Source organism: Streptococcus suis (genome assembly GCF_002960625.1).
GTDB classification, from domain to species: domain Bacteria; phylum Bacillota; class Bacilli; order Lactobacillales; family Streptococcaceae; genus Streptococcus; species Streptococcus suis_T.
In genome coordinates this window covers 1-15,125 of sequence record NZ_POJH01000035.1, presented here as the reverse complement: position 1 = coordinate 15,125, position 15,125 = coordinate 1, and the positions used below count along the sequence as shown (strand labels likewise).

The window sequence follows — 15,125 nt, the reverse complement described above, 5'->3', positions numbered from 1 at the left end:
CATTTTAGGCAAAAACAGAACTTAGTCTGAGACTAAATTCTGTTGGTTTTATGCAGTTTTCTCAGAGTAACTTCTAGATGGACGGGAACTAGAACTTACTTTGAGAATTTACCTATTTTTTCATGCCACTGTTCTCTCGAAATTATATGTAAAAGAAAAGTTGCTCACTATTTCTAGCTTGAATACAGTATACAAGAATAAACTTAAGCGAAACTGAAGGTTTTCATACTCATTTAGAATCAGGAGGAAAGCTATCTACCAATCAAATGGAATGCAGAGTATTTCAATTTTGAAGTTTTTGAGCAGAGTACGGCTAGTCGCCTATCTGAACTTAAATATTGAATTTTTACACATAGTAATTGTTCTTGCATGCTATTTTTAATTTTTATTGAGTATTATTTCATGTTTGTCAGATATGTTATAAATGCCTAAAATGAAGAACTACTTCTAGCTAGCAACTTATTATTCTCATTTAAAGGTACAAAAAAGTCGCTAGACTATTCTAACGACTTTCTTATTATACACGCTCAACTTTGCCTGATTTAAGAGCACGAGCTGAAGCCCAAACTTTTTTAGGTTTGCCATCAATCAAAACAGTAACTTTTTGAAGGTTTGGTTTAACTGCGCGTTTTGTTTGGTTCATAGCGTGTGAACGGTTGTTACCTGATACAGTCTTACGACCAGTAAAATAACATACTTTAGCCATTGTATATTCCTCCTCATTTGATCAAATATATAGGATGTGCTAGCACCACATACCATACTATTCTAACAGAAAAGAATGGACTTGGCAAGAAATATTTTTATTTTTTATTCTCATTCTTCTTGCTAGCTAGGCTAAAGCGATTTCAGATAGTTGGTAATTTATTTTTTCTTCTATAAAAGAACTTCGTTTTGCTTTGGCAGAAATAGGGCTTCGACAATAGGTGCACGGACCATGTTTGCAAAAAAGAACCCAACATTTGTCAGGTTCTCAGTATTATCCTAATTACGCTTTGTTTGCTCGAAATCAAAAATTTCTTCGCAGTAATATTAAGCTTTATTCGCTGAACCAAATACGTCGATACGCTCTTCAACAGATGCTTGGATAGCTTTTACGCCGTCAGCCAAGAATTTACGTGGGTCAAAGAGTTTTTTCTTGTCGTATTCTGCTTCGTTTGCTTCATAAGCTGCTGCAAATTTACGAGTTGCGTTTGCAAATGCGATTTGGCACTCAGTGTTAACGTTGACTTTAGCAACACCCAATTTGATTGCTTCTTGGATTTGCTCATCTGGAATACCAGAACCACCGTGCAATACGATTGGGAAACCTGGTACAGCTTCAGTCAATTTACGCAAGTGGTCAAGATCAAGACCTTCCCAGTTTGCTGGGTATGGACCGTGGATGTTACCAATACCAGCTGCCAAGAAGTCAATACCAGTTGCAACCATTGCTACTGCATCTTCGATTGGAGCCAATTCGCCAGTACCAACGATACCGTCTTCTTCACCACCGATAGTACCAACTTCAGCCTCAACTGAGATACCTTTTGAGTGAGCCAATTCCACAACTTCTTTAGCTTTTGCAAGGTTTTCTTCTACTGGAAGGTGTGAACCGTCAAACATGATAGAAGTGTAACCAACTTCGATACACTCAAGTGCATCTTCATAGTGACCATGGTCAAGGTGAATAGCAACTGGAACTGTGATGTTCATTGACTCGATCAAGTTAGCAATCAAGTTACGAGCTACTTTGTAACCACCCATGTACTTAGCTGCACCCATAGAAGTTTGGATAAGAACTGGAGCTTGTTTTGCTTCTGCTGCACGCAAGATAGCTTGAGTCCACTCAAGGTTGTTTGTGTTAAATCCACCAACTGCATAACCGTTGTCACGCGCTGCTTGGACAAATTTTTCTGCTGAAACTAATGGCATTTCGATAGCCTCCTAATATTTTTTGAGGTTACACCTCATACTTCTCTATTCTACCATTTTTATTTTGAAAATGCTAGCTGAAACTATAGGGTTTTGAGAAAATTTTCACATAAGTTTCATGATAAAGTGACTTCCCTCCCTTAAATTCACTTACTTCATATCCTCTTAGTTTTTTATTTTCCAGCGGGACTTGATAATCCTCTGAAGACTTCCAACTTCTATTTATAGAAAATAAACTTCGAGTTAAAAAATGATGAGCAACGATATGCTCAAAAAAGACAAAGCAAAAGGACTAGCCTGAGCTAGTCCACTGATGCGGAGAGTGGGACTTGAACCCACACGATCTAAAGCGATCACAGGATCCTTAGTCCTGCGCGTCTGCCAATTCCGCCATCCCCGCTTAACACAAGAATTAGTATAACACGAGAACAGGGAACTGTCAACACTTTTTTTGAAAAAAATAATTATTTTTTCATTGAAAGTTCTATAATGAAGTTAGCCACCTTGCCTTGCTCAAAAATAGTTATTTCACTATCTTTGGGTAAGCTGGTAATTTCATTTGATAACAGGCTTGAAGTTGTTAGGCTAATAGTAGCCTTGGTTTGGCTACCAAAACAGGTTCCAGAGATCTTCTTGTCAAAGGATATCCATTTTAAGGCACAAGAAAACACCTCTGTGTATACTTGTAGTTCACCACAAAGCCCTCACTAAGATGTTACACCTAGTGGGGGCTTTATGTTCGTTTTCATTATTCTGTGGGTGAGGGCGGAGCCATCATGGATGTCTTTCCCGTCCCCTATTTACTTTTCATTCTCAACAGCAGCTGTGACGAAGGCGGTATAGAGGCCCTCTGGACGGTTGGGTCGAGATTGGAGTTCTGGGTGATATTGACAGGCAACAAAGAACTTATTCTCAGGAATTTCAACGATTTCAACCAGGCGGTTGTCTGGCGATACGCCTGAGAAGACAAAACCAGCTTCTTCAAATTGTTGACGGAAGTCATTGTTAAACTCGTATCGGTGGCGGTGACGGCGTTGGACAACTTCTTGATTGTCATAGGCTGCCGCAGCTTTTGAACCACGTTTGAGCTTGCTTGGATACAAACCTAAACGAAGCGTTCCACCCAAATCTTCCACGCCAATTTGATCACGCATGATATCGATAATCGGATACTTGGTTTCAGGATCCAGCTCAAAACTATTGGCTCCTTCTAATCCAAGAACGTGGCGAGCAAATTCCACACAGGTCAACTGCATGCCCAAGCATACCCCCAACATAGGCACATCATTTTCACGCGCATAGCGAATGGCTTGGATTTTTCCTTCCGTACCGCGTTGACCAAAGCCACCAGGCACGATGATCCCTTGCGCTTGTCCAAGTCGTTCAGCGACATTTTCTGCCGTCAAGTCATTGGCATTGACCCAATCCAACTCAATCGCAGCATCGTTGGCATAGCCTGAGTGTTTCAAGGCTTCTACAACGGAGATATAGGCATCTTGGAGTTCGACGTATTTACCAACAAGTGCAATTTTGACAGTCTTCTTGAGATTTAGAACCTTGTCAACCATGGCTGACCAATCTGTCATATCTGCTGGTGGCACATCCAGTTTCAAGTGGTCGCAGACAATCTGGTCCATGTTTTGCGCCTGCATATTAAGAGGAATTTGATAGAGGTGTTCAACGTCCAGCGATTCAATCACCGCTTCTGGCGCTACATCACAGAATTGAGCTAATTTATTTTTTATACCTTGACCTGCCGGCTGTTCTGTCCGAATCACCAACATATTTGGTTGAATTCCAAGTCCACGCAGTTCTTTAACCGAATGTTGCGTTGGCTTGGTTTTCATTTCTCCTGCCACTTTGAGATAAGGCAAGAGGGTCGTATGAATGTACATAACGTTTTCAGAGCCAACATCTGCCTTCATCTGACGGAGAGCTTCAAGGAAAGGCAAACTTTCAATATCTCCGACAGTTCCACCTACTTCTGTAATGATCACATCCGCATCCGTCGTGCGTGCAGCACGTTTTATTTTATCTTTCAAAGCATCGGTAATATGCGGAATGACCTGAACCGTTGCTCCGAGGTACTCTCCCTTACGTTCTTTGCGAAGGACTTCGCTGTAAATTTTACCAGTTGTGACGTTGGAGTATTTGTTGAGGTTGATATCGATAAAACGCTCATAGTGTCCAAGGTCCAAGTCTGTCTCTGCACCATCATCCGTTACAAATACTTCTCCGTGTTGGTAAGGGCTCATAGTTCCTGGGTCAATGTTGATGTAGGGATCGAATTTTTGAATGGTGACTTTTAAGCCTCTGTTTTTCAAAAGGCGACCCAAACTTGCCGCCACAATTCCCTTACCAATCGATGACACAACGCCACCAGTTACAAAAATATATTTTGTCATGCAAACTCCTTTTCTACTGTCATCATCATCATGATGGGGGTAGATGTCAATAATGATGAAGAAAAAAACAAAAATAGCTCCCTACGAATAGGGAGCTCCGACCTCAAAAGAGGTGCCCGATAATATCTTATCGCAATCTCATTGTCTTGTCAAATACAATTTTATGTGACTATTCGTCTACAGACTCTTCATCTGAGTAGTCATCATCGACTTCACCCAAATCAACCTGTTCCACATCCAATTCATCATCGGTGATAATTTCATTGATTTCAGAGTCGTATGACTCCACCTCATCCTTCTCATCATCAGGATTTTCATCATCATATTCAGATGTCGATCTGTCAGAGTAGTCGTCTTCATCTTCCGGATCATCATGACCGTAATCGATGGCATCTTCATCTCCGTCCATAAAGGCATTGACACGTTTTTTCTTACGTTTCGGTGCATCTTCATCATCTTCTTCAAGAGTGATCACTTCTTCATCAATTTCATCAATAGCATACCAAGAACGTAATCCCCATTTATTTTCACCGAGCGGAATAAAGCTACCGTCCACATTCAAATCCGAATAAAAAGTTGGCAAGGCTGCTCGAATCTCGCTATTTGATTTTTCAAGGTAATTTTGAATTTCATTGACCAAATCATTGAAGTACATTTCATTGTCACGTCCGCGTTCTTCCAAAATAGCACGGGCTACTTCAATCATGGAAAGTTCACTTTTTTCTTGTCCTGCAAATACGTTTAATTCCAAGGCTCTTCTCCTTTTTTGTCTTTCCTTTCTATTTTACGCTAAATATCATAATTAGTCAAAGATAAGTGAAATTTTTTTTAGAAAAGAAAAGCCTAGTCGGCACTGCCAAACTAGACCTCTTTTTCTCCCTAGCGACTAACTAGGCTTCCTCTCTCTTTTTGAATAAAAGGAATGCGGATAGGCTTGTCAAGCTAGCCACAAGATAGAAACTCATATTTTCTACAACTCCCGTTGCTGGAAGGGTTTTAGCAGAAGAAATCTGTTTCACTGAACCTTGTTCTCCTGCTACTGATGGCACAGGAACTGGCTTGATGACTTCTGGAAGTGTCAGGCTCTTCTCAGGTCTTGAAGCCGCATCTGCATAGTCAGAACCTTGTTCCAATTCTACTTGATTACTAAAGCCGTCGCCATCTGTATCAGCAGTCAAGTCAAAGGCTGGAAGAGCTGCGGCGGTTACAGATGAACCGTTCAGTTCCAAATGACCTTCTGGTAATTCTAGATAAGCTGGCTCACCTTTGATTGTCACATCTGGAACTGAAGCCGCATTTGCATAATCAGAACCTTGCTCCAACTCTACTTGGTTGCTAAAACCATCGCCATCTGTATCGGCAGTCAAATCAAAGGTCGGAAGGACTGGGGCGGTTACAGAGGAACCATTCATAGCCAAATGACCGACTGGTAATTCAAAGAATGTTGGCTCACCCTTGGCTGCCACCTCAGGAACTGAATCTGCATCAGCATAGTCAGAACCTTGCTCCAATTCTACTTGATTACTAAAGCCGTCACCATCTGTATCAGCTGACAGGTCAAAGATTGGAAGAACTGGGGCGGTTACAGAGGAACCATTCATAGCCAAATGACCGACTGGTAATTCAAAGAATGTTGGCTCACCCTTGGCTGCCACCTCTGGAACTGAATCTGCATCAGCATAGTCAGAACCTTGCTCCAATTCTACTTGATTACTAAAGCCGTCACCATCTGTATCAGCTGACAAGTCAAAGGCTGGAAGGGCTGGGCTTGTGGCGGATAAACCTTTTGTTATCACATCAGGAACTGAACTTGCATTAGTATAATCAGAACCTTGCTCCAATTCTACTTGATTGCTGAAGCCATCGCCATCTGTATCGGCTGACAGGTCAAAGGCTGGAAGAACTGGAGCATCATTTGTGAGAGATTTTCCTCCATTTTCAATCTCTCCCTTGGCTGTCAAAATCAGATTCAAATAGTTGCGAACTGCCTCTTCGACCTTATAAGTCGTCGGAGCATCTACCACACCATAACCTGTAGGCACTTCAATGCGGATTGAATAGTCCCCATGTGTAACCAAACGTTCAAAGACTTCCGGAGCATAACGAGCACGAGTAAGCTCAAGCTCTTCTCCACTCTGATTAACCAAATATACTTTAGTTCCTTCTGGCACCAGACCACCAAAATCTGCTAGAACCGGAGAACGGTCTACAGCAATTACTCGGAAATCAATACCAACTAAACTATTCTCTTCTGAAACAGTAAATGTTTTAATGAGAGGCTCCCCGTCAATGAGCCGAACCTCATCCTTATCGAACAAATGCAATTCAACTGTGTAGGTTCCAAATGGAAGTAGTTGAATATTACTTGTCGGACCAGCTGGTTTCAATAACTCAAGCTGATTTCCTTCTGCATCTCTAATAATATAATTATAGGCAGTTGGGTATTCTTGATCAGTCTGGTCATTGATAATCTGTACAACAACAACCCCATGGTCGCTTGGCACTTCTGCAAATTCAGATAAATTGGCACTTAGAACGTTACCCGCCTGATCCTCTACTGCATAGAAGAAGCTAGAAATGTCCAGTGGACGACCTAAAATGTCCTCTGTCGGCAATTGATACACACCATTTTCATCTGGCTGTACATAGACACGACGTGGCTGGGTCAATACTTCTTTCAATGGACGACCAGTTGGACCAATGTTATTTGGATTTTCAATTTCTACTGGTTGCCCATTTTCATCTTTTGTATGGATAACATAGTAAACACGCTCACGGTAAATCGGCATACCGTAGGCAATCGGAGCACGTGGTTTAAAGGTCATTGCCTCCATATCCACAACACCCGTTGTAATAGCAGGGCGAACACGATTCAATTCAATAGTATAGGTAATGAATTGCTCCTTGGCACCAGATATTTCAGGCAGGTATGAAATAACGTATTGATACTTACCATCTGGCAAATCTTGACCGTTCTTATCCTTACCTTCCCAGGCAGATGTTTCAATCAAATGTGCACGTGGATTAGTAGGACGACCAGCATAGAAATTCTTCGGTCCGCTGATTGAGTCCCCTTGCCATAATGGAGTCTTACGTTCTGTATCATCTGCAGCATAAACTGTCGCTTGCAAATTACGGAAGTTACGAAGGAATACGCCACGGAAAACAATTCCATCTCGGTTTCCATCTCCATTTGGAGAAAGAGCGAGGATTGGCTGACCATTCTCATCTTTTTTCAAGAGGAAATTTCCGTCTGCATCTTCAAAACTACCCAAGATAAATGGAGATTGGACACCATGTTCGCCTGTTTCGTGGTTAAATTCCGCTTTGCCAGATAGCAAGGCTGTGTAGAAATTTTTCTCATCTACTGCCAAACCACCTGTCACAGAGAAATCATTTTCTGTATAGAAAGGAACTTCCTCGGTAGAAAAATCATAAATCGATTTCTCTAACACTGCCAAATCTTGGAATTTCCCTCGGAAACCAACGAATGGAAGACTGACCAGATCCATTTGATCATCTTTATTTAGGAAGCGAACAAAACCTTCCAAATAATAACCATTTGGCATCAATTGAGCTAGTTCCTCTGCATAACTAGACGCATCTAGGGAGATAGTCACTGTCTTGCTAGAATGTGCATCGACAGTAATTTCCTGTCCCTCAACCTGTGTCAATTCCCGTGGCGTCAAGCTGAATGTACCGTTCTCAACAGCATCCGTATTCAAGTGTGTCTTGTAGGTAACAGTCTGAGCCTTGTCAGATGTATTGTAGAGCGTCACATCAAAGCTGAAGTTGTCTTGAACATTACCTAGTGAAATGCTCGGATACCCTTCACTACCTAAAACATACAAGTCTGTCGCAATAGCCGCTGGAACATCAATCAAACCTGAACCTTGCTGTCTTGGTGAAACATAAGCATTGGCAGCCGCATCAAAGTGTGGACGAGCTGTTGACATCAAGACTTGCTTGATACGATCTTGAAGAGCTTGTCCTGTCAAGTCAGTATATCTCTCCATCAATCCTTTTTTAATAAGGGCTACAGCACCTGCAACATGCGGAGAAGCCATGGACGTACCGTTCATGCTAGCATACTTACCATCATTGATACTGGAATAAATAGCTCCACCCGGTGCAGTAACATCCGGTTTCAACTCACCATCTGCCGTCAAGCCCCAGCTGGTAAATTCAGACATCTGATTGCCCTCTGGATTGTCCATCATGGCTTTCTTTTTGTCAAACACTAGCTTGTAGGTGCCTGTGCCTGATTTATCCGCCAATTCCAAACCAAGTGCTTTAGGGATAAAGATAGATGGGATAGAACGAGCTTCTCTTGAGGTTACCGCCATTGATAGATCATTGCCTGTGTCAATGTTATTGAAAATAACGGCTCCAACTGCTCCATTTTTCTTGGCTTCAGCAATCTTAGCATCAAACGAAATTGCACCACGTTGGATCAGAGCAACTTTGCCATTAAGGTCTTTCCCTTGGAAATCTTCGGGATTACCAATGCCGACAAAGATATAATCGTACTCTTTGGTCGCATCAAAGTCTGGTAGACCGCTAGGCTGAGTGTAGGTTCCCTTACCATTATTAAATGCTGGCTGGTTCTCCATACCTCGAATAGTGAAGACATCTTTAACAACATGGGTATTATTGAAAGAAGCCACTGCAATGGAATCCTTAGCTGCTGCCGGAGAGGCTACTAGACCATAATCTGGATTTTCAACCCAGGGATTATCCTGTCCATCTCCCCAAACACGGTCGTTACCCGCCGCAATAACAACGGACACTCCACGTTTCTTGGCATCTTCAATAGCTTGGTTTAAAGCAACACTGGCATCAATCAAAGAACCTGCTGCCGAACCCAAACTCAAGTTAATGACATCAGCACCCAACTTGACAGCGTCTTCAATCGCTCGGATATAAAGAAATGGCTGGGTTCCATCACCAAAATTCTCTGAAAAGACACGCATAAACATGAGCTGAGCTTCAGGTGCTACACCCACAATCTTTTGCCCAATGCTATCTTCCTGAGAAGGGTTTCCTGCTGCAATACCTGCAACGTGACCACCGTGAGTGGCCTCCTTGCTTTCTTTTACCTCATTATTTGTATCAAGGTAATTATAAGCAAAGACGATTTTCTCACTGTACCATTGACCGTAATGAATACCCGCTTGTTCTTTCACAACAGCAAGTTCTTCCTCACTTTGATACTTGGCCTTTGTGATATCTGTCAGACGATAGGCATCGTGCTCCACATCAATACCAGAATCGACAATGGCAATGACCATCCCTTCTCCCTTGTTGCCTGCCTCCCAGACAGTAGGAACATTGATGAGAGCATTGCTCTCCTCTGAAAGCACTTCCTCGCTTCCAGAAAGCTCGGTAGCAGTAGCAGAATTATCCAGAGTAGACCCCGAATCAGTAACTACAGGCTCTACATTCTCTGTAACAAGAAGAGTAGCCCCAACCACATCCTCTGTCTGAGCCTGGTCAGTAACTGGTTCAACTACACTTGAAGCTGGTTCAGCCATATTAGAAACTAACTGGGTTTCGCCAACATCTTCTTCTTTCTCCGTCAATGACAGATCTAAACCTTGATCAGCCACTGAAGCTAGGTCTGTTTCTACAGAATGGGCCATTGAGTTATCCACTGTTACAAGCGGAAGTGTATTGGTTTCATTCGCTAAAACAGGCACTGCCACATAAGTTGTAGCCGTCAAAAGAGTCAATAAACTGCTTGCCTTCAATAGTCGATTGACCAAATTGCGATTTGCCATAAACATAACCTCCTTTTTTAGATTTGTATTCTACATACAAAAAATATTTTATCACGAAATCGCTTTCTGGACAATACTGAATTTTCAGATTTTTTTGAAAAATATAAAAAAAGCTTCTGCCTTCCACTTAAATGACTAGCATAGTGCCGACCATTCAAGAGAATGCAAAAGCTCATTTTTTATTCTGAAACAGAATCCGTTACCCTGCTTTCTATACTTTCTGTCGAAACAACTGAAGAAGTTACTGGTTCAACTGGAGGAACTAATTCAGATGATGCCGCTAACTCCTTGACTGGCTCTTCTACAGCTGGAGCTGTTTCTGAAGCTACATCCGTCGGCATTTCACTTGACGGGCTAGTTTCAACCTCGCTTTCTTGCGATTGACCACTTTCTTGGCTGTCAGATATGTCTGTTTTTTCTTCCGATGCAAAGCGTTGGGCTGGCGTTGCAATAATAGACGAAACGCTTGGTTGAGTCCCTGCTTCTGTAGGGGTAGTTGGCTGAGGGGGCTCTACTACGACTGGGGCATTGGATGCTAGCAAGGCTTCAGCTAGTGCCAATTCTGTTTGAGGATTGAGGGCCGATTTTTCCACACGGTAGAAACCTGAACCATCCGCTCTAGGGATTCGGAAGGCTGTTTGAGATACCTTGGTTTTTGGATCCAAAACATCTTGCGGGTCAAAAATATAGCCGTCTTTTGTTATGTACTTCCCTGCTGCCTTGGCGGTTGCCAATTCCTCTGCCGAATGGACAATTTGCCAGTTTTTCAAGCCTGCCCGTCTATCAAGCGGTGTCACACGTTTGGCCAATTCTTCCGCATCACGTTTATTAAGAAGAGCTTCTACAGCTGCTAGTTCCTCTTGTGAGAGATCTTTTTTGGCTACTGAGCGTAATGAACCTCCTGTCGCTCTCGGAACGCTAAAGGCTTGACTAAAGATAAAGCTGGCTGGATCCAAGACATCTTCTGCTGCAAAGATATAACCATCATTGGTCGCAAACTTACCCTGCGCACGCGCAGCCATGACTTCTTCAGCAGTATAAACAATCTGCCAATTTTTCAAACCTTGACGCTCTGCTTTCGGTATAGCATTTAAAATCGACGGAACCTCTTCAGCCATTTCTCCATCGCCATGTCCAGCTGTTGTCCAAGCTGATGGACGAACATCCGGATGTTGCATGATGTAACGAATGGTCGCAATTTGTTCCTTGCTCAACCAAGTATAAGGCAGAACATGGATATGGTCTATGTGAGGAATGACAAAGGAAGTACCCGTATCGTAAGTCGCATTAGCTCCCTTCATTGGAATCTTATCCATAGTGACCAACATGGCAGGTTGAAGATCTCCTTCAGCCAACGGAGCAATGTCAAAGATATATTGTTTATCTTTTTCTGATAGGGTTAATTCTGCAAATGAGATTTTCATCCAATCCAATTCGTCACGGCTATAAGAATAAGTCTTACCTGCTTGCTGCACATGATAGACAACCTTGCCGTTCAATCTTTCCTTGCCTGTAACCAATTTATAGTCAAAGTCTGGACGATTCTCTTCTAAGGGTGTGCTTGTTTCAACCGTAGGCTTTTCTGTTTCCACAGCCTCCACTCCTGCTGAAACTATACCACCAGACGGAACAAACACTTGATTTTCCTTGGGCTTATCCGTTTCTAGTGGACTTGTCGGTTGAGATGGTAGTGGACTATCAATAATTAGATTATGTATTGGTTTTGTCGATAATACAGGAGCACCTGTTTGCTCTCTCACCCACTCTTCCACTTGCCTGATTTCAAAGTCTTCCAATTCACCAAGACCGACATAATGGAAATGGTCCCCATGACTAGCGATTATACCATGCTCATCAACTGATGTAATGGATTCTTTGCTAAAAACGTAGCCATCACTTGTAAAGTAGGCCTTGCCATCCAATCCCTTACCATAGATAGAAATCGGCCGTCCCATATAGGAATGAACTTTCTCCCTAGGTTGACTAGGTTTTACAAGATCAACAGGAAGACTTGGTTGGCTTAACAGACTTGAATTAGCAAGTTCCGTAGCATGAGATGGAAGAGTAGGCTGGGAAGGTTGAACAGGACTGATTGGACTAGCCACTGCCGAACTAGGAAGCGTCACTGGACCAGCTGTTTCTGTCGGTCTATCTTCCGAAACCGATGCATGTGAAACCGAGACACCTACACCAATCATCCGAGTAATCTTTTCTTCCAAGGCTGACATCTGACTATAAGGGATGAAATGATGGTGATCTCCATGGGGAACAACAACACCTGTCGCAGTTTTCTTAGTTATGGTTCGTGGATCAAAGACCAGGCCATCTGCTTCCACATGACGTTGGGATAAAGGTGTCGCATCCAGCTGAGCCAACAAGCTGGCCAAATCTTGTCCCTGTACTGAAACAGGAGTTTCCTGCCGAACTTTCTGGGTGTGATTTCCATAATGATTTCCAGTGGTTGACTGACTGTTCCCCTTTTTATTCCAATAATCCTGAGCCGCTTTCAATTCAGAGGCAGAGAGGTCTTTTTTAGGAATAAAATGGAAATGGTCCCCATGTGGAACAATAAAGCCATCACCGGTATCTTCGATGACATCTGTCGGATTAAAGACATAACCATCGTCAGTCTTGTAAGGACCGTCTGAATGGCTAGAACCTGTCGCCTGTTGCTTGCTATCAGCCGATGTAATTCCTTTTTGTCGTTCAACTTCTTCCTTGCTCCGAACATTTTTCTGCTGTTTGGCATCTTTCAAGTAAAGGTAATATCTCCCATCTACCTTGATAACATAGCCATCTTGAACCTCATTGATAATGTGACTATCTTGAAGGACATAATTCGGATCCTTCATGACCAATTCTTCACTAAAGATGGCATCGAAAGGCACCTTGCCATTGTAATAATGGAAATGATCTCCGTGAGAGGTCACATAGCCTTGGTCTGTGATTTTGACAACAATCTGCTCAGCATCAATATTTTCCTTTGCCGAAACCTGTTCCGGAGTTAATTGCTCCGCGACCAGTGACTGCTCCTTCTGACTATCCTCAATATAGGACACTCGATTTTTTTGTTCTTCTGTCGCCTGATAACGCCCCAACTGGTAGCTACATAAACTCATCCCCAATACAAGGACGGCTACCGAACCAACGACTGCTTTCTTTTTCATCTTCTCTCCTTTATGTGATTATTATTTCAATTCTTGAGCAAGAGTTTCTAAAACCTGCTCTAAGTTTTCTAAATAGGTCAAGTTATTTTCTGGATCTGCCTCCAGAGGATCCAAGACCTTCAAGTCTACACCTGTCGAAGTTGCCAGAGCCTTAGCCAATTTATCCGACGTTCCCTTTTCGGTAAAAATCGTTTGTACCTTGTAAGTGTCGACAAACTCTTTAATCTCTGCCAACTGCCTTGGGCTAGGTTCTTCCTCAGACACCCCTGCTATCCCCAACTGCTTTAGACCGAAGCGCTGGGCAGTGTAAGAAAAGGCAGTGTGTTGGGTCACGAAAGTTTTTGAACTGGCCTCAGCAAAGATTGGAATATATTTCTCAGCCAACTTTTTTGCATTCTCATCCAAAGCCTTAGCATTTTTCCGATAATAATCCGCATTCTCTGGATCACTATCTGCCAAAAGTTCCCCAATTTCAAGGGCTTCCTGTCCGACCAAGACCGGATCCAGCCAGGTGTGGGGATCATACAAACTAGCCTCATCAATTCCCTGACCAACTTCCATATCTTCTAAACCAGGAACTTTTGACAAAGGCAGGCTTGTAGATGCTTCTAAGACCTGGACAGACGCCCCCTGTAAATTTGGGTCTAAGCGCCCTGCCCATGACTCCAAAATCCTTGAGTGATAAATAAAGACATCTGCATCATAAATGGCTCGTATGTCTGCCGCTGATGGTTCGTATGAATGAATTCCCGAACGCGAACCAATCATCCGAACATCATTCTTATCTCCCGATACTTCCTTAACCAGTGAATAAATAGGGTAAAACGATGTCACAATCCGCATTCCTGACTGAACCTGACTAGCCTCTTTCTGAACCGAGCAAGCCATCAAGCACAAACCAGCTAGAACAGAAAGACAGGCTCCAAGTATTTTCTTTAGCATATTTCCTCCTTTTCACAAAAAACATTAACCAGTTAAGTTTATACCACAAAACAATTAACTGGTCAAGTATTTTTAGGAAAATATATACTAATTTATCAAAAAAACAAAAACATACTAAGATTAGTAGTGAGGAAATCTCCGACGGGAGAAAGTACTCACTACTTTTTCTTTATGATAAAGTAGAGGTGTCTTGTTAAGTCGAGAACTCTTTTGACGCTAGACGTCGCATCAAAAACTGGCAAGGCACCTGTTTTAGAAAGAATGTTATCAAAGTATGTGGGACGCCAGACGTCGAGTATTGAAAATGACATCACTAAAACAAGGAATCATTCAAGACAAAGAGGTAATATCATGCGTGCAGTTTTTGGGATTGATGTGAGTAAGGCAAGTTCAGAAGTGGCCATTCTAGTCAATGGTGAGAAAGTTCATGGCTATACCATGTCCAATGACGCCTTAGGCTTTGCTCGGCTACTTGGCGATTTGAGAACCGTCCATAAGCCAGAAATCATCTTTGAAGCAACAGGTGTCTACTCTCGCCGTCTTCAAGCTTTTCTGGATGAACATGGCTACGCTTATACACGACTTAATCCCTTAGAAGCTAAGAAGCAACTGGATAGCTTGCGTGTGCGGAAAACAGATCAAATTGACGCCGAAAAACTAGCTCAATCTCAGTTTGTACTGAATCGTAAATCGACGTATGTCCAAGAAGAAGTCTACCAAAACTTGCGGGATCTAAGTCGTTTCTATCAGAATCTGACCGAGGATATTGTTCGAGCTAAAAACCGCCTGCACAAGGTCTTACAGGTCACTTTTCCTGAATTGGAAACTATCTTATCAACACCATCTGGCGAACAATACTGGAACCTGGTCATAGCTTTTCCTTGCAAGGACTTCGTGCTTGATTTAAGCAAGGACGA

8 protein-coding genes and 1 tRNA gene are annotated in these 15,125 nt (G+C 42.5%); 1 reads left to right on the top strand and 8 read right to left on the bottom strand.

Translation table 11 applies throughout. The annotated features are described in order from the left end of the window. Positions 1-517 precede the first annotated feature (517 nt). The 8 genes from rpmB to C1G49_RS08630 all read right to left on the bottom strand — a co-directional run bounded on the left by rpmB (position 518) and on the right by C1G49_RS08630 (position 14,208). Positions 518-706 carry a 50S ribosomal protein L28 gene (gene rpmB, locus C1G49_RS08670; RefSeq protein ID WP_001140948.1) on the bottom strand — a complete coding sequence of 63 codons (189 nt, stop codon included), beginning with the start codon at positions 704-706 and terminating at the stop codon, positions 518-520. 326 nt (positions 707-1,032) lie between these two features. Next, positions 1,033-1,914, bottom strand: a complete 882-nt coding sequence (locus C1G49_RS08665; RefSeq protein ID WP_105113283.1) for a class II fructose-bisphosphate aldolase — start codon at positions 1,912-1,914, stop codon at positions 1,033-1,035. Positions 1,915-2,228: 314 nt separating this feature from the next. Continuing rightward, positions 2,229-2,314, bottom strand: a tRNA-Leu gene (locus C1G49_RS08660). Between the two features lie 400 nt (positions 2,315-2,714). Continuing rightward, positions 2,715-4,319, bottom strand: coding sequence for a CTP synthase (locus C1G49_RS08650; protein WP_105125371.1), 1,605 nt, complete (start codon positions 4,317-4,319; stop codon positions 2,715-2,717). Between the two features lie 169 nt (positions 4,320-4,488). Continuing rightward, on the bottom strand, positions 4,489-5,070 hold the full coding sequence (gene rpoE / locus C1G49_RS08645) for a DNA-directed RNA polymerase subunit delta (RefSeq protein ID WP_105125370.1): 582 nt from the start codon (positions 5,068-5,070) through the stop codon (positions 4,489-4,491). 139 nt (positions 5,071-5,209) lie between these two features. Continuing rightward, the gene (locus C1G49_RS11470) at positions 5,210-10,099 is read right to left on the bottom strand and encodes a S8 family serine peptidase (RefSeq protein ID WP_161942106.1); all 4,890 of its coding nucleotides are present in this window, start codon (positions 10,097-10,099) and stop codon (positions 5,210-5,212) included. Positions 10,100-10,278: 179 nt separating this feature from the next. After that, the gene (locus tag C1G49_RS08635; RefSeq protein ID WP_105125368.1) at positions 10,279-13,266 is read right to left on the bottom strand and encodes a pneumococcal-type histidine triad protein; all 2,988 of its coding nucleotides are present in this window, start codon (positions 13,264-13,266) and stop codon (positions 10,279-10,281) included. Between the two features lie 21 nt (positions 13,267-13,287). Next, positions 13,288-14,208: a metal ABC transporter solute-binding protein, Zn/Mn family gene (locus C1G49_RS08630; protein ID WP_105125367.1), complete on the bottom strand. Its 921-nt coding sequence runs from the start codon at positions 14,206-14,208 to the stop codon at positions 13,288-13,290. Between the two features lie 351 nt (positions 14,209-14,559). On the opposite strand from C1G49_RS08630, the gene C1G49_RS08625 reads away from it, so the two are divergent. Beyond that, positions 14,560-15,125: IS110 family transposase (locus C1G49_RS08625; protein WP_153048233.1), on the top strand; the 566-nt coding region annotated here is incomplete at its 3' end.